We start from the raw sequence: 17,100 nt of genomic DNA on the forward strand, positions 1-17,100 counted from the left end.
TCCCAAAGAGAGGGAGATGGTTTTAAGTTGACGAGTAGATGGATTTAGTGTGAGAAGCGATGAATTATGAGTGATGAGTAGGGGCGAATTGTATTCGTCCAATAGCAGCTTTGGGGTGAGGGGAGTACCTAAAGGTGCTCGACTCTCGTATCTCTAGCAGTCCGCCATCCGTCGTTTCACTTCGGCAAGCGGCTAACGTGAAGGGTAGTCATGTTGTACAGTTCTTCTTAAAACGGCACGATGAATGTTCTGAAATAAAGGACGATAGGAGTAAAATATGCAAAAAAGGGTAAAGAGTAGTTGTGACCTAAAGATAATTTACTTATATTTGCGTTGTCTAACGAAACGAATCACCTCTTTTAAAAAGAGTTATATGAAAAAGTGTTTAGCAGAAATGATTGGCACGATGGTGCTGATTTTGATGGGTTGCGGCGTTGCTGTGAGCCTGAATTGTTCTTCAAATTGTGCGGATGTAGCTAATGCCGGTACGGTTATTGGTACGGCTATGGCATCCGGTTTGTCTGTTGTAGCGATGGCTTATACCATTGGTGGTATTTCCAGTTGCCACATCAATCCGGCTATTACGCTCGGTGTTTACCTCAGTGGAAGAATGAATGCCAAGGATTGCGGTATGTATATGCTGTTCCAAGTCATCGGTGCAATCATCGGTTCTGCCATCCTTTATGTGTTGACCATGAATGCACGCTCTATCGGCCCGGCTTTGTTCCAAGGTGGTACGGCGCTTGTTAACCTCTGGATCTTCATTGTAGGTCCGTTCGTAGGTGCAGCTTGTGCAGCCGGTATTTGGAAAATGATAGACCCTGCAACTAAGTAATACCATCAAAAAAATAATCAAGGGAATTGGTAGCGATACCATTTCCTTTTCTTTTGTCTGCTTGTCGACTGTGAAAATGCAGTCGGTATAAGTAATAAATGGAGGCGGGTGAATCGTGTGACGTCTCCGGAGTGTGTCATCCAATAATCTATATGAAGTAGTGAAAATTCAGCAATTTGAAAATCAGGGTGGGGAGCAAGGGGGCTTATTGACTGGTAGTCGTGCTTCGTTGACAGCGAAACAGTATGTCGTTCCGTTTATTCTGATAACGACCTTATTCTTTTTGTGGGGCTTTGCCCGCGCCATATTGGATGTGCTGAACAAGCATTTCCAAAACGAATTCAGTATCTCTATCACTCAGTCGTCGTTTATTCAGGTGACTACCTATTTGGGATATTTCTTGATGGCGATACCTGCCGGCATCTTCATCAATAAGTACGGATATCGCAAAGGAGTAGTTTTCGGACTCCTGCTTTTCGGTATTGGTGCCTTGTTGTTCATTCCCGGCTCGGCTTCGGGTACGTTCAATGCCTTTCTAGGTGCATTGTTTGTCATTGGTTGCGGGCTTGTATTTCTAGAGACTTCTGCTAATCCTTATGTTACGGAATTAGGTGATAAGTCGACAGCTACGAGCCGATTGAACCTCTCGCAGTCGTTCAATGGCTTGGGAAGTTTGTTTGCTACGTTCGTTGTAGGGCAGTTCTTATTCGGCAATTCCATTGATGGTGGCGACGTAGCCGTTCCTTATACCATACTGGGTGTGCTGGTGTTGATGATAGCAGCGGTCTTTGCCAAGGTGAGACTACCGGAAATTAACCATGGTGAGGAGCCTGCATCGGGTGGTGGATTGTGGAGCGATATACGTGGACTGTGGCAACATAAGGTCTTCGTCTTTGGGCTCATAGCTCTCTTGGCCTACGAGGTGTCAGAGATTTCCATCAATAGTTATTTTATCAACTTTGTCACCGGACAAGGGTGGATGGACGATAGCGTGGCGGCAGTGGTACTTACTTGTGCGCTGGCCTTCTTTATGGTAGGTCGGTTCTTAGGCAGTTGGATTATGCGATATGTCCGTCCGGAGCGTATGTTGTTTATTTGTGCGGTGGGCAGTGTGTCGTGTCTTTCGCTTGTATTGCTCGATATTCGTATCGTCTCTTTGGTGGCGTTGATAGGCAACTATCTGTTCGAGGCCATCATGTTTCCGACCATATTCTCACTCGCATTGACCGGTTTAGGGCGATTGACCAAGAGTGCTTCGTCGCTATTGATGATGACTCCGATAGGTGGATGCGGCTTTTTGTTGATGGGATTGATAGCCGATAACGTGAGTATTGTGGCTCCGTTCCTCGTTCCGCTCGATGGTTTCATCATCGTATTGCTCTATGCTTACAAGTTGTTGAAACACAGTTGTAAGAGTGAGGAATGATGAGTTAGGAGTTAGGAGTGAGGAGTTTTGTAATAGTATAAAACTTGCCATTTAGACTAAATTAACCCTATAGCAACTTCAAAAAAACGGAACATGTTTTCTTATTCAAAAAGAAAATGTTAATTTTGCATGCAGTAGGCGTGCCCATGTGGGCTCTCTTCGTTAGCGCCTATTTAGCTATAGGCTATTCATATATAAACATAAATAAATTATGGCAGTAGATTACAAAAAACTAGGCTTGGTAAACACTCGCGAGATGTTTAAGAAAGCCATCAATGGAGGTTATGCTATTCCGGCATTCAACTTTAACAACATGGAGCAGTTGCAGGCTATCATCAAGGCTTCTTCAGACTTGAAGTCACCTGTAATCCTTCAGGTTTCTAAGGGCGCTCGCAACTATGCTAACGCTACTTTGCTTCGCTATATGTCACAGGGTGCAGTAGAATACGCAAAGGAATTGGGTTGTAACCATCCCGAAATTGCTGTTCATTTGGATCACGGAGATTCTTTCGAGACATGTAAGAGCTGCGTAGATGCAGGTTTCTCTTCTGTAATGATCGACGGTTCTTCTCTTCCTTACGATGAGAACGTAGCTTTGACCAAGAAGGTTGTAGAATATGCACATCAGTTCGACGTAACTGTTGAAGGTGAACTTGGTGTATTGGCAGGTGTAGAGGATGATGTTGTTGCAACAGAATCTCACTATACAAAGCCTGAAGAAGTTATCGACTTCGTTACAAAGACAGGTGTTGACTCACTGGCTATCTCTATCGGTACTTCTCACGGTGCTTATAAGTTCACTCCGGAGCAGTGTACTCGTGACCCGAAGACTGGTAAGCTTGTTCCTCCTCCATTGGCATTCGACGTGCTCGATGCTATCATGGAGAAGCTCCCCGGATTCCCAATCGTGCTCCACGGTTCTTCTTCTGTACCACAGGAGTATGTTGATATGATCAACCAGTACGGTGGTAAGTTGCCTGATGCAGTAGGTATTCCTGAGGAACAACTTCGTAAGGCTTCTGCTAGTGCAGTATGTAAGATTAACATCGACTCTGACTCTCGCTTGGCATTTACTGCTGCTGTTCGCAAAGTATTTGCTGAAAAGCCGGGCGAATTCGACCCACGTAAATACTGTGGACCTGCTCGTGATTTGATGACAGAGCTTTATAAGCACAAGATTAAGGAAGTGCTGGGTTCTGACAACAAGATTGCTCAGCTCGACTAATCCGCATTAGTATATATAAATAAAGGTGGAACTCTTCGATAGAAGGGTTTCACCTTTATTCGTTTAGGGGCAGTATGAATGTTCTGTTTTTTTTGAAATTTTACATTTAAATGCAAAATTTTGTAATAAAGTTTTGCAATCTAGATTTCTTTCGTAACTTTGCATTTCTGCAAAAACTATTATTATCATGAAAACAGACAGACGTACTTTTCTCAAAACAGCAGGTGTATTGGGACTATTTACTATCGTTCCGCGCAGGGTATTGGGTGGTAATGGGTTCATAGCACCTAGTGATCAACTTACAAAAGGCATTATTGGAGTGGGAGGTATTGGTAAAACCTCTAACCATTTCACAAGCAACCAAGCTTGCCGACTCACTGCTGTTTGCGACGTAGATTCCAAACATTTACAACAAGCAGTGAATTTAGGGAAGAATAGGCTTGGTGAAGATTTGAAGACTTATCATGACTTTCGTGAATTGATTCATCAGTCAAACGTAGACATTGTGCATATTGCAACACCGCCACATTGGCATGCGCTGATGGCTGTAGAGGCCGCTAAGGCAGGGAAAGACATCTGGTGTGAGAAGCCAATGACACGTACTATCGGTGAAGGAAGAAAGGTTGTGGAAGCCGTTCAGCGTTATAAGCGTGTATTTAGACTGAACACTTGGTTCCGTTTTACCGATACATTCTATGGATTAGGGACAACTGTGACTCCATTGAAGAAACTGGTGGACAGCAAAATGTTGGGTTGGCCGCTCAAGGTTAGGGTGTCTGGCGCTACCGGTTTCACTTGGAAGTTCTACTGGGTAGGCAAAGATCATCTCAACGTACAGCCTGTTCCGCGTGAGCTTGACTATGATATGTGGCTCGGACCGGCTCCATTTAAGCCTTATAGCGCTCATCGTGTGCATCAGACATTCCGTGGCTATTGGGATTATGATGGTGGTGGACTCACCGATATGGGGCAGCATTATCTTGACCCGGTGCAATACTTGCTGGGTAAAGACAATGAATCGCCTGTCAAGGTAGAAGTGGATGCTCCTCAACAGCATTGGGATGCCGTAGGAATATGGCGTAAAATCACTTATACTTATGCCGATGGATGCCAAATAATACTTGAAGGTGAGGGTTACGAGAGTAAAGGTAAGGTTCCTTACATCGAGGGTCCTGAAGGTAAAGTGTATAAGGGATTTGAGTGTACTATCCCCGATGTGATGAACAAATTGGCCGAATTGCCCGACCCGGAACCGCAGCGTACCGACTTCTTAGATTGCGTTCGTACACGTCAGAAGTTTGCTCTGAACGAAGAAAATGGGCATTGTAGTTGTACATTGGTCAATATGGCGACAGTGGCATTACGTCTACACCGTGATGTTTTAAATTATGATCCAAAGAAAGAACAGTTTATTGATGACGATGCTGCAAACGCTTTGGTAAATCAACCTATGCGTGGTGGTTGGACATTGTAGTACTTATATAAATATAGCATACCAGATGAAAACATTGAGATATTCATATATTATATTATTATTGTGTTGTTTGTGCTTCCACACAAGTATGCGTGGGCAAGACGCACGAAACCGTGTGGCATCGACAATCATAGCCGATGGTTTGGCACAATTGCCAGCCAAGAACAGCGCGGTGTACAATGAAGTCATGGACGAGATAGCTCGTACCGGTGCAGAAGGAATGGCTTCATTGGTAGGAATGCTCGTACCGGAAGGCAAGGGCAACAACGCGCCATTTGAATATGCCATTAGTAGTGTCACGGATTATGTCACACATCCTAGCAAAGCAGGTTTGCGTGACGGTGTGAAGCAAGGACTTATCAAGGGACTTGCTGCCTGTCAAGATAACGCTAATAAGGCTTTCGTGCTGGCACAGATTCAGAAAGTGGCAACACAGGCAGACATTCAGCTCTTCATGGGATACCTTGGTGATACTTATTTGCAGTCGCATGCCCTCGCTGCATTGGCTATCGTGCCGGGCGTAGATGCTACACTTGTTGCCAAGATGGGTGGTATGAAGGTGTCGAAAGAAGGAATTGCCCATTTGATAACCATGCGTAAGCTCACAGACCCTGTCTTGGAAGAAATGCTTTTGTCGTGGATTCCCGGCGCCGATGTCGCTACTTTGAAGAGTGTTTACGATGCTTTGACCTATTGCGGTGGTTTGAAATCGATGAAGGCATTGGCTGTTGCGGCTCAGAAAACGGGTTTCAAATATGAGGGAACACAGGCTACAGACGCTTATATGAGACTATTGGAGCGTCTAGCTTCGATTCATGGCAAGAACGTAATGAAAGCATCGAAGCAACTGATAGCACAAGGTGATAGAGCCGTAAGATGCAATGGACTGGGCTTATTGTTGCAGTCGGCTGGGCCAAAGGCAGGTGCTGAGGTGCTGAAAGCGCTGAAAGATGGTGATATTCAGTATCGTAACACGGCATTAGAGATGGCTGAAAGTTGTGCCGGTGATGGTATTTACGCTCAAGTATTGCGCAGTTTTGCTAAGTTATCTCCTACAGCTCAGTGCGATGTTGTGCGTTGGTTAGGTAACAACCATGTATCGTCGGCTATCGAAACAGTGAGCAATGCGATGAATAATGCCGATGAGAACTTGGCTAAAGCAGCTATTCAGGCTGCCGGAAAGATCGGTGGTGAGCGTGCATTGGAGGCTCTTACCGGTCAGTTGAGTGGTAAATATGCCAAGGAAGCCATGAGTGCCTTACTCGCATTCAATGGAAATGTGAATACGGCAGTGGTAGGTTTGTTGGCAGATAACAATCCATCAACTTTGACACATGCACTAGGTCTTGTTTCCAAACGTCATATTTACTCTGCTTACGATGCTGTTCTGCGCTTGTTGGATAATTCTGATAATGGTGTAAAACAAGCTGCTTATGGTGCTTTGGTAGGTATTACGAGCCCCAAACAGTTTGAACAATTGAGTGATATGCTTGAGAAATCAGATGCCACAACGGCTTCCAAACTCCAGAATGCACTCCTTTTTGCATTGCATACTATGTCTCCTGACCAACAGTTCAAGCTGGTTAGTGGTCGTATGGTTGCTAGTAAGCGTCCTCAACTTTATTATCCTCTGTTGTCTCAGGCAGGTAATATGGAGGCACTTCAGTTGCTGCAAAGTGAATATAAGAAGCCTTCTACGCAGGCAGATGCCTTTGCTGCCTTGTTGAAAGTGAAGAATCCGGAAGCTATTTCTACTCTCTATGCTATAGCATCTACCGACAATAAGCGTAAAGATACAGCTCTGACGAGCATGTTGGCCTTGCTGAAAGCATCTCCGAAGAATGCAATGGGTAGATTGATGGAGTATGAGAAAGCTCTCGCTTTAAATCCTTCTGCAGCGGTAAAGAATGCTTATCTTGGCGCTGTAAGTAGTATCTATGAGTTGCCGGCATTGTCGTTGGCAGTCAAATATCTCGCGGATAACACCACATCATTTGCAGCTGCAACAGCCGTGAAGACCATTATTGGTAAGAACAGTGGCCTGCAAAAGGGCGAAATGACGCGTGGATGGTTAGAAAAAGCATTGCAAGTGTTTGCCGGTATGACCAATAATGCCGATGCAGGATATTCTGTTGATGAAGTAAAAGGCATCTTGGCGAAGTTTGGTACCGGTGGTTTTGCTCCGGCCATGAATGATGGTAAGACGCAGAAGGGTGTTAGCTTGAATGCTAAGAAGAACTATGAGAACTTTGAGTTGTACGCAGAATGGCGTGCCAACGAGAAGTCTGAATTGTGGCTGAGGTCTCAACCTGCTATCGCATTGAATAAGAATGGCGAGGTGGAAATTTTGGCAACAACTTCAAAGGTAGCCACTCCTGTTGTCCAAAGTGCTGCTCCCGGAGAGTGGAATGTGCTTTATGCAAAGTTGGTTAACGACCGTTTGATGGTGGTTTCTAACGGTGTTGTATTGAACGATAATGCCGTATTTGCTCCGCAAGATAGTAAGAAAGCAGCGACTGTTAGTGGACTTATTAAGTTTGTTGGTGCTGCAGATGGACTTGAAGTTCGTAACTGTTACGTGAACGAATTGCCTTCAACACCTGTCTTTACGCTATCTAAGGAAGAGAAAGCACAGGGGTTTGAAGTGCTCTTCGATGGTAGATCGCTCGACAAATGGCAAGGTAATTTCAACAACTATGTGCCTGAAGATGGTAGTATTTATGTGAAAGCACACTTTGGAGTGGGTGGTAATCTCTATTCAAAGAAGACCTATAGCGACTTCGTATATCGTTTTGAGTTCTGCTTTGTCAATCCCGGTGTAAACAATGGTATCGGTATTCGTACCAAACTTAACACCAATGCGGCTTACGAAGGCATGGAGATTCAAGTGTTAGACCATGATGATCCTATTTATAAGGGACTTCAAGACTATCAGCAGCATGGCTCTGTTTACGGCATCATTGTACCCAAACACGTGAAGTTTGGAAAGCTTGGTACTTGGAATACCGAGGAGATTAGAGCCGTAGGCGACCGCATCACGGTTACAGTAAATGGTGAAGTAATCCTCGATGGCAATATCAGAGAGGCATGCCAAGGCCATAATATTGCCCCTGATGGTGGTAAAGACAATCCTTATACGGTTGACCATAGAAACCATCCCGGCTTGTTTAATAAGGAAGGCCACATCAGTTTCTGCGGACATGGTGAGGGTGTGAAGTTTAGAAACCTGCGAATCCTTGATTTAAGTAAGAAGAAAGGCCGTAAATAGTTCGTCTGTTCAGTTATACAATGCTTTTGTAAGCATATCATTATTAATTGCATTTGGTGGGTCGGTTTATACCGGCCTGCCAAATGTTTTTTAATGGTTTTGTTGTCGGAAGAGGCATCTCTATCAAAAAACAAGATAATGTTTGCTATTGTCAGTCAATTCCATTACTTTTGCATGTAGAATCAAATACATTATTAATATGTCAGCACTCATTGCATTTATATTGTTCGTTGTCGTGGCATTGGTAGGCTGGGGCATTGCCGAACTGAAGAATAAGAGTTGTACTTACACACATTCCGAAGAGGAACGTGAAGAAGCTGAGGTGCTTCACAAAATTTTGGAAGACCGCAACTTCAAGGAGTTGAACCTGAAAGACTTGTTGGCTCACAACAGTACGAAAGGTTACGATGCAGTATAAGTAGACCGCTTATAAGCAAAAAGCCAAGGCAGAAGCAATCTGTCTTGGCTTTTTCTGTATATGAAGGCTGGGTTATTTCAGTTCAAATGTAGCCTTCAAAGGTAAATTGTCAGAGGCATTTCCTACGAGCGCTTCAAACTTTCCGGGCTCTGCTTTCCAGTCTCGCGACTGCTCATCGTAGAATGATAAAGCGCGTTTGTCGATGCTTATCTCTACATCGCGACTCTCTCCCGGCTTGAGATTTACCTTTGCAAAGCCTTTAAGCTCTTTATAAGGACGGTCTACAGACGACTTTATGTCGTGTATATAGAGCTGTACCACTTCGCTACCTGTGCGACTTCCAGTATTCTTAACGTTCACGGTGAAGGTCAAAGTACCGTCAGCCGACATGCTATTGGCGGAGCTTCTAAGGTTTGAAATCTTGAATGTTGTATAGCTTAAACCGTGTCCGAAGGCAAAGACCGGTTTCGTTTTCTCACGGTCAGCCCAGCGGTATCCCACGTAGATACCTTCTTTATATTCTATGTCAATGATGTCTTTCTTGGGGCGCCATGTACCGGGATAAGTGTTAAGAGCATGTGCACCAACGTCTTGAAGACTAGCCACCCATGTGAAAGGAAGTTTACCTGAGGGGTTGGTATCGCCTACAAGTACCGAAGCCAACGCTTCTCCTGCCACGCTTCCGATGTACCATCCTTGTACGATGGCAGGTACCTTGTCTTTCCAAGGCATGGATACGGAGTTACCGGAGATATTGACAAACACAAGATTGGGATTCACCTTGGCCAGTGCTTCTATCACTTTATTCTGATGATAGGGTAGATCGTAGGTTTTACGGTCGTGGCTTTCGCAGTCTTGATAGTCGCTCTTGTTGAGTCCACCGAAGAAGATGACGTAGTCGGCCTTGCGTGCTTTCTCCACTGCATCAGCGATGAGTTGTTCCTCACTGCGCTTATCTGCCAAGTCTTGCCCAGTGGTAACACCGTTGTAAGCACCTGTGATGTCGCCCACATATCCACGTTCGTATTCCACGTTGATGCCCGGAACGCGCTGTTCTAACAGTTTTTTGAGTCCATCGAGTGGTAGTGTTTCGCGTTGTGCTTTCAGCGAAGAGCTACCTCCCCCCACTGTCATCATCTTGATGGCATTCTCGCCTACAACCAATATACGGCGTGCTTTATTGAGATTGATGGGCAGTATATTGCGCTTATTTTGTAGCAATACGATACCCTCGGCGGCGATTTGGCGAGCTGCATCATAATGAGCTTCCGAGCACATGCTGCCTTTCTTTCTGTCAGTCATGGTTGTTCTGAAGAACAAACGAAGTATGCGGCGCACCTTATCGTCTAATTCCTTGGTGGTATATTTTCCTTCTTGGATGCCTTTCAGGTACGGTCTAGCTAGAAAATATTGTTCGTATGCATTGCCTGCACCACTGTGTAGCCCATCAGTCCATGTGCCAAATTCAAGGTCAAGTCCGTTCTTTACCGCCTCATCTGTGTCGTGGGTAGCTCCCCAGTCGGATACGACGACACCGTCAAATCCCCATTCTCCCTTCAAAATTTTGTTGATAAGAATGTCGTTGTGACTGCTATGTTGGTTCTTATAGAGGTTGTATGCCCCCATGATACCCCATGCATGGCCTTCTTTTACGGCCGCTTCAAAGGCCGGTAAATAGATTTCGCGCATGGCTCGGTCGCTGATGATGATATTGTCTTCGCTACGGTTTTCCTCGTCGTTGTTCATGGCATAGTGCTTCACACAAGCAGCTACTCCATTGCTTTGCAGACCTTGAACATAAGGTACTACCATCTTTGAAGCCAAGAATGGGTCCTCGCCCATATATTCAAAGTTACGACCATTGAGCGGTGTGCGGTATATATTCACACCTGGACCGAGCACCATGTCCTTGCGCCTGTACAGTGCTTCCTCTCCAAGATTCTTTCCGTAGAGCATCGCCATTTTAGGATTCCACGACGATGCAAGGCAAGTGAGTGCCGGGAAAGCCGTACAAGAGTCGTTGGATTGGCCTGCCTGATCCCATTGATCCCACAATACTTCGGGGCGAATACCATGAGGACCGTCGTCAGTCCAGAAGTCGGGGAAGCCCAATCGGGGTACTCCGGCCGAAGAGAATTTGCTCTGTGCGTGTAGAACTCTGATTTTTTCTTGCAGCGTCATGCGGTTCAATGCATCCTCAATGCGTTGCTCAATGGGTTTACTCTCGTCCAGATAGACCGGTACTTGGGCGTAGCTGCCCAGTGTTGTGAGCAAGGCTATCCCCATGACGATTGTTTTTCTGATTTTCATGTTTAGGTATTATTCGTTTGTTTAATATCATACAAGAACTTAATTCTTGTATGATGCAAAGTTAATAAAAACGAGCTAGATGGAAGTTTAAATATAAATAAACATGGTGGAAATCTTGTTTTAAGTGGTAATTGTGTGTAGATAAAAGAAATTCCCATTCAACATATTGATTGTTGAATGGGAATTTTTCATCAATATATGGCCTAGCCTATACCGTCTTATTACCCTAACGTGGGTACCACGGCAAGATAGACGACGTCGTGGTCGGTGCAGTTTTCAAACCAATGCTTGTGCCCTTCTGGACAATAATGCATCTGTCCGACACGTGCAACCTCCGTATGACCATCGTAATGCACTGTCAGTTCACCACTAATCACGTACATTACCTCAAACGAACCACGATGTTCGTGCTCGCCACTGCTGGCTCCCGGTCGTAGGGTGGAATACATAATACGGGCTTTGTCGTCGACGACGGCACGCATATCCAGTTTCCCTTCTCCGCCTTTAAAACCTTCGATATGCTCTTCTTTGAGCTTGTCAAAATCGATAATCATAATGTTTGATGTTGTTAAATGGCCGAACGCTATTATTTCTTGAGGTCGAATCCCATACGCATGCCGTCGTAGTTCTTGCACAATGTGCTGATGGTTTGCAGGCTGCTGTTGCCACTAAGCTGTGCACCGGTTTGGAAAAGTTTCAGCAATTTGGTCGACTCGAAGAGCAGACTCAGCCCCGATGTCGACTTCTGTACGTAACAAGGGAGGCTTACCAAGGCAGTCTTCAACGTCAGTTTAGACGTTCCGGGGTCGTAAGTATAGGTACCGCTGAGGCTTTTCCCACGCAGTTTTCCGGTGAAAGTCTTATCACTATTGAAAGTAAACTGGGTGTTGCTGCCCTGAATACCCACTTTGCTGAAACTGCTTTTCAGTTTCGATTTAGCCGTACTGGCAGCCACTTGACCGCCAGCTTTAGCCAATACGTTCTTGCTAGTGAATGCTACCCCCGGCTGATTGTACTTCCATGTGCCCACCAAGTCGCTTTCGCTAGCTTTGTTGGTACCCAATACGCTCGACAGGCTATTGCCCGCTGCGTCACCGGTAGTGCTGCTGGTGGCAGCACTCTTTGCCTTGCTTAAGATTTTATCGAACTGTGGTGTGGCAGCCGATGCTGTCAATGTCATGGCTGCAAAAGCCATACTCAATATACTCATCTTTCTCATTTGGTTCTCTCTAATTGATTAAATGTTTCTATTTCTTTATGTTATGCTCCGTGGAACAGATACTCTGTCTGTATGTCTTGAGCCAATCTCGTGAAGAGTTCGTCCTGTAATTCCTCGGCCACAACCAAAGCTTCGGTCAGTACTTTGTCCGAGAATGCCTGCAATAATTCTTGTGCATGCATGGGCTGAGTCTTGTAAATGGCAAGATATTGCTCCTCCATCTCGCGCTGATATTGTGCGGTTTCGGCCTCGAAACGGGCGTAACGCTCTTGGATAATGGGCGCATAACGGTTGAAATTGACCATACCCAGTGTCATTACCTTGCGGAATTTCCAATAAGCTGAATCCTTGTCGGCGTGGTCGTTACCCACGGTGTAGGCTTTCGGATAGCTCTTGACACCTTGATACAAGGGCACGAACACGCCTAGCGCAGCCATGCCTTCGGCCATATAGTCTACACGCCCGATGGCTGTAGGCAACTCCGGACGTACATGCAAGATGTGGGTCTGCGTGGTACGGAAGATGGATACAGGGCGGAAACGCTCCTTGGGATTGTTATTTAAGTATGGGTCGTGTTCCGTACCATTATAGTGGAAGCGGAATGCGCGACGCATATCGTCGAGCGATAGTGGATGCTCTGCCTTGGCAAACACGGGGAATGTATTCTGTGTTACATCGTTTTTGATGGCCGGACTGAATAAGCCTTGCAAGCCCCATACGCGAGGATAGTTGTATGTGGTATCTAGTTCCACGTCGCGAGCGTATGCCTCGTGGAAGTCGAATGGTTCTCCCTTGTTTGGATCGTACAATCCGTTGGTCACTGCATGTTCTATCAAATCGGCCGAAGCCATGTAGTTTTCGGTGTCCTGAGGGTCGTAGGTGCGGAACCGACTCTGGTTTCCCGTCACGAAATATTGGTCGTCGGGGATGCGTGTAGCCAACCAACGATGACCACCGGCGTTCTCTAAATACCATGACTCTTGGCTGTCTACGAGTCCGATGGCGAATCCTTCGGCTGAGCCATATTCTTCTATCAGCTTGCCGATACGAGCCACACCTTCGCGTGCAGTGCTCACATAGGGCAACACAATATTATATATACAGTTCTCGGCCACGCCGGTTTCTACGAGTGGATCGGCCGCCAACGCCTTGTCATTGGTGAATATTGTCTCCGTTGCACTTATGCCTACGCCCACGGTATTGAATCCTGCGCTGCCCCAATGTCCATGTAGGTGGAAAGGCGACAGAGCCGAATAGCCGAATGCTTTCTTCGGAAGTGGGCAGCGGAACTTACTGTCTCGTGCCACAAACTCCTCTGGTCCGTTGTCGGTATCTTCGAATATCTGTAGATTTTTAGCTACCATGCCGTCCCAATCTTCCGACCGGGCGACAATCATACTACCGTCGTTTGTCATCTTTTTACCCACGAGGATGGTAGTACACTCTGAAGGTAGCGTTGTTATTGTTTTCATATTGTATGTCTTTTAATCTCTCCCGTCCCCTCCCAAGGGGGGAGTGCCAGCGAGAGGTTGATTCTTTTGTAGTCCCTTCTGGGTATATTTTGTTTTTGTGTTGAAAGGATTTGCCGGCGTTTTCCACCTTGTAGCTCGCCATTTTATACTCAATGAGACGGTGTACACACCGTCTCTACTGTAGCTGATACATTTTCCCATCCCTTTATGAAGAGGTTTAATATCCATCTCCCTCTCCTTGGGAGAGGGTCGGGGAGAGGTTTTATATCTTTCTCCCTCCCCCTTTTGGGGAGGGTAGGGGTGGGGCTCTTCCTACTCCCTATTCCCAAATATTCTCAGCAAATAGAGGAATAAATTGATGAAGTCTAGGTACAATGACATCGCACCCAGCACTGCTAGTTTCTGCGAACGCTCGCTTAAATCCTCAGCCTGTGCCATCATCACCTTGATACGTTGGCTGTCCCATGCGGTCAATCCTACGAATATGAGGACACCGATATAACTTACGATGAGGTCGAAACCGGTGCTCTTAACGAGGAACACATTCACCAGCGAGGCGATGATGAGTCCAATGAGCCCCATGGTCAGCAGTCCGCCAAGTTTCGTCAGGTCGCGTTTGGTCGTGTAACCATAAATGGCTGTAGCAGCGAAAGTGCCGGCCGTGATGAAGAACACTTTGGCAATGGTCGTCATGGCATAAGCCAAGAAGATGAATGACAAAGTGGCACCGTTGAGGATAGAGAACAAGGCGAAGAGCAAGGTTGCCATTGTAAGCGACATCTTATTGATGCCGGCGTTGATAGCCAGTACCAATCCCAGTTCGCCAAGGAGCAGACCCCACATTACAAAACTGTTGTTGGCGATGAGCGCCAGCAGGTTGGGCGAGGTCGCAACACCGTAAGCTGTGACTCCACTGAGCACCAATGCCAATGTCATCCATACATATACTTTGCGCATGAGAGCCGGAAACGCTGCCGAAACAGCCATGTCGATACCGGCCTCGTGTTGCCTAATCATTCTTTCAAGTTCTTTTACGTCCATATCATTTCTTTTTATAATGGTTGATAATCATGTGATTGCAAAAATACAATATAAATATGAATATACAAAGAGAGTGCCAAACTGTTCTTGACATTTCGACAATTTCTCGCAACCGACTATGTTGCTTAGTCCTTATAATTAGAGGTTTGTAGGGACGTGACATTTCGCGTCCGCAAGTATTCCATGATTCTTAATGATGAATAAAATGCCCTGTGAATGCTGCCGTTATTTTCCTACGGACGCGATATATCACGCCCCTACAGATAATATCTTTTGTTGGTCGATGCTAATCTTGTATCAAGTAGGATTCTATTGTTTCTTTGTTCTAAATCTCAACTAGGCTATTTGCCAACTTGAAACCATCTCCCTCCCCTTGGGAGAGAGAAACTTATAAACTCAAAAACTTACAAACTCTAATCGTTGCAGCTGCTTGCCAGCATTGCTGTTCGGTCGTTTCAGTTTTGCTGCCTAGCCAATACAGCGATGCTGCTATGCCTTTGCAGCACAGGACTTTAGAACTTATTATAGATATAATCAATTTATGTATAGTTTTTATCTGTTGTGGTATCGTGAAATAAGGGTTATCTTTGCAGCGTAAACAAAAATTAAACGACAATTAAAGAAAGGAAAGTGAATATGAGAACTTTAGATTATTTACAGTTGAATGAGAATAAAGTGAATGTAGTGGTAGAATCTTTGAATGGCTTGTTGGCCGATTTGCAAATTTTTTATAGCAACTTACGTGGGTTGCACTGGAATGTGAGAGGACGCGGATTCTTTGCCCTGCATGCCAAATATGAAGAATTGTATAATGGTGTAGCCAATCAGGTAGACGAGGTAGCAGAGCGTATTCTGCAATTGGGAAGTAAGCCTGAGAATCGTTATAGCGAGTATCTGAAGGTAGCACGCCTGCAGGAAGATGGTTTTGAACCTATGGGACGTGCCGGTGTTCAGAAGGTTTTAGACACGTTGGCAGTGCTGATTGGCGAGGAAAGAGAAATTTCGGCAAAAGCTGCTGAAGCCGGTGATGAGGTGACGGTAGCTCTAGTGGGTGACTTCTTGCGAGGCCAAGAGAAGTTGGTTTGGATGCTTTCTGCCTTCTTGGCAAGGAAATCGGAAGTTGAAATGGAGAAATAATCGAGTAGAGGAATCTCGGTAGGGGCGAATGATATCTGCCCTCTCTTTTAGTAATATTGTAAAACGAAACAAGGGGAAACCAATTGCTGGTTTCCCCTTGTTGATGCTGGTTAGTATCTATTTAGTTCTTTGTTCTTATAACCAAGAATTTACTTGTGCTCCAGAATTCATCGGGATTGGTGATGCGCAGTGTGTACTGTTTGTTGGCATCGCGTGTAAGTGTGTAACTGCCGGCTGGGTGAGTGGTCAACAACTTCGCATAGTTGGAGGCTAAGTTGAATTCTTGTCTTTCGCGAATATCAATTCTTTCAAAGTAGCTGCGGTTGAAAGTATTGCGCAGAATCTTACCATCTACCCAAATGCGTTTTTGTTTCAACTCTTGCTTGGTGCCGAAGAGTACGTAGCCGGTATGCAACTCTTTGTCTTGTTGGCTGATGGTCTCGCTCTTTTGCTGACTCTCGGTAGTAAGGTTGCTTACGTTGGTGTTCAGGTCGGTGATGGTAGAATCTAGTTGGGCAATGTGGATATTCTTTTGTGCTAATTCAGCTCTCAAAGATTCCAATTCCTTATTTTTCTCCTCTAACTGTGCTTGTAGATTGTCGATGGTCTTTTGTAAAGCGGTTCCTTTGAACGAACTTTTAGACAGTTGTGCTTGTAATTCTTTGATGCGTTCGCGGTTCTTCTGCATGGTCTCAGAAATCAACTTGATGTTTTCTTTGATGACTTGTGTGCGATTAGACCTTTCTCCGAGTTTGGCAACCGTTACGCGGTTTTGAGCTGCGTTGATAGCTTGGAATCCTTCTTGAATGTCGTTGAAGTTCTCCATCATACCATTGATTTCGGTGTCTCTTTCTGCAATGATAGCTTGTAGAGAATCGATGCGTTCATTGGTAGCAGTGTTGGCCTGTTGATTGTTGCATGCTGTCAATGTTGCAAAGATAGCTAATGCCATAAATACTAATTTTTTCATAAATCTCAAGTTTTTGGGTTAAACATATAGCAAGGTAATTCGCGATAGACAGTTATGTCGGTTTAGGACGTCTTCCTTGCTTTTTTAGAAAACTGCTGGTAAAGAAACGAATATATTTTCTAAATGAAATCAACTTGCAAATTAAAAAATCCCATATTTATTTTATTTTGCGTTAACTCTACAAAAATTAAAATCTGATAGATTTATTTCGAAGTGCCTTATATATATTATGGTGTAAAGAGTGTTTTTTAATTGATTTTGTAATGTTTGTTGAAAAGATGCAATAAAAAACGATTTTTCTTCTT

At 45.0% G+C, this 17,100-nt stretch carries 13 protein-coding genes; 7 read left to right on the plus strand and 6 right to left on the minus strand.

What is annotated here, in order from left to right; all coding sequences use genetic code 11:
- Window positions 1–373 precede the first annotated feature (373 nt).
- The 6 genes from HMPREF0671_RS02770 (at window position 374) to HMPREF0671_RS02795 (ending at window position 8,646) form a co-directional block, all read left to right on the plus strand.
- A complete protein-coding gene (locus tag HMPREF0671_RS02770; RefSeq protein WP_036896601.1) occupies window positions 374–835 on the plus strand; it encodes an MIP/aquaporin family protein in 462 nt (153 codons plus the stop codon).
- A gap of 208 nt (window positions 836–1,043) precedes the next feature.
- The gene (locus HMPREF0671_RS02775) at window positions 1,044–2,261 is read left to right on the plus strand and encodes a sugar MFS transporter (RefSeq protein ID WP_036896602.1); all 1,218 of its coding nucleotides are present in this window, start codon (window positions 1,044–1,046) and stop codon (window positions 2,259–2,261) included.
- Window positions 2,262–2,472: 211 nt separating this feature from the next.
- Window positions 2,473–3,486 (plus strand): class II fructose-bisphosphate aldolase, encoded by a 1,014-nt coding sequence (locus HMPREF0671_RS02780; protein WP_036896603.1) that lies wholly within the window; start codon window positions 2,473–2,475, stop codon window positions 3,484–3,486.
- 187 nt (window positions 3,487–3,673) lie between these two features.
- Window positions 3,674–4,960 (plus strand): Gfo/Idh/MocA family oxidoreductase, encoded by a 1,287-nt coding sequence (locus HMPREF0671_RS02785; protein WP_036896604.1) that lies wholly within the window; start codon window positions 3,674–3,676, stop codon window positions 4,958–4,960.
- An 88-nt stretch (window positions 4,961–5,048) separates the two neighbouring features.
- Window positions 5,049–8,228 carry a family 16 glycoside hydrolase gene (locus tag HMPREF0671_RS02790; RefSeq protein ID WP_052052781.1) on the plus strand — a complete coding sequence of 1,060 codons (3,180 nt, stop codon included), beginning with the start codon at window positions 5,049–5,051 and terminating at the stop codon, window positions 8,226–8,228.
- A gap of 199 nt (window positions 8,229–8,427) precedes the next feature.
- Window positions 8,428–8,646 (plus strand): hypothetical protein, encoded by a 219-nt coding sequence (locus HMPREF0671_RS02795; protein ID WP_036896605.1) that lies wholly within the window; start codon window positions 8,428–8,430, stop codon window positions 8,644–8,646.
- A gap of 72 nt (window positions 8,647–8,718) precedes the next feature.
- Here HMPREF0671_RS02795 and HMPREF0671_RS02800 read toward each other — a convergent pair whose 3' ends face one another.
- From HMPREF0671_RS02800 to HMPREF0671_RS02820, 5 genes are all read right to left on the minus strand, one after another.
- On the minus strand, window positions 8,719–10,956 hold the full coding sequence (locus HMPREF0671_RS02800) for a glycoside hydrolase family 3 C-terminal domain-containing protein (protein WP_036896606.1): 2,238 nt from the start codon (window positions 10,954–10,956) through the stop codon (window positions 8,719–8,721).
- Window positions 10,957–11,177: 221 nt separating this feature from the next.
- On the minus strand, window positions 11,178–11,510 hold the full coding sequence (locus tag HMPREF0671_RS02805) for a cupin domain-containing protein (RefSeq protein WP_036896607.1): 333 nt from the start codon (window positions 11,508–11,510) through the stop codon (window positions 11,178–11,180).
- A gap of 32 nt (window positions 11,511–11,542) precedes the next feature.
- Window positions 11,543–12,175 carry a DUF4923 family protein gene (locus HMPREF0671_RS02810; protein WP_052052783.1) on the minus strand — a complete coding sequence of 211 codons (633 nt, stop codon included), beginning with the start codon at window positions 12,173–12,175 and terminating at the stop codon, window positions 11,543–11,545.
- A 41-nt stretch (window positions 12,176–12,216) separates the two neighbouring features.
- Complete coding sequence (locus HMPREF0671_RS02815; protein ID WP_036896608.1) at window positions 12,217–13,647, minus strand: C69 family dipeptidase; 1,431 nt, start codon at window positions 13,645–13,647, stop codon at window positions 12,217–12,219.
- A 312-nt stretch (window positions 13,648–13,959) separates the two neighbouring features.
- Window positions 13,960–14,688 carry a Bax inhibitor-1/YccA family protein gene (locus HMPREF0671_RS02820; RefSeq protein ID WP_036896609.1) on the minus strand — a complete coding sequence of 243 codons (729 nt, stop codon included), beginning with the start codon at window positions 14,686–14,688 and terminating at the stop codon, window positions 13,960–13,962.
- A gap of 636 nt (window positions 14,689–15,324) precedes the next feature.
- Here HMPREF0671_RS02820 and HMPREF0671_RS02825 point away from each other — a divergent pair.
- Window positions 15,325–15,825: a Dps family protein gene (locus HMPREF0671_RS02825; protein ID WP_036896610.1), complete on the plus strand. Its 501-nt coding sequence runs from the start codon at window positions 15,325–15,327 to the stop codon at window positions 15,823–15,825.
- 121 nt (window positions 15,826–15,946) lie between these two features.
- Here HMPREF0671_RS02825 and HMPREF0671_RS02830 read toward each other — a convergent pair whose 3' ends face one another.
- On the minus strand, window positions 15,947–16,795 hold the full coding sequence (locus HMPREF0671_RS02830; RefSeq protein WP_036896611.1) for a hypothetical protein: 849 nt from the start codon (window positions 16,793–16,795) through the stop codon (window positions 15,947–15,949).
- Window positions 16,796–17,100: the final 305 nt, after the last annotated feature.

This window comes from Prevotella sp. S7 MS 2 (genome assembly GCF_000762865.1).
Lineage (GTDB): Bacteria > Bacteroidota > Bacteroidia > Bacteroidales > Bacteroidaceae > Prevotella.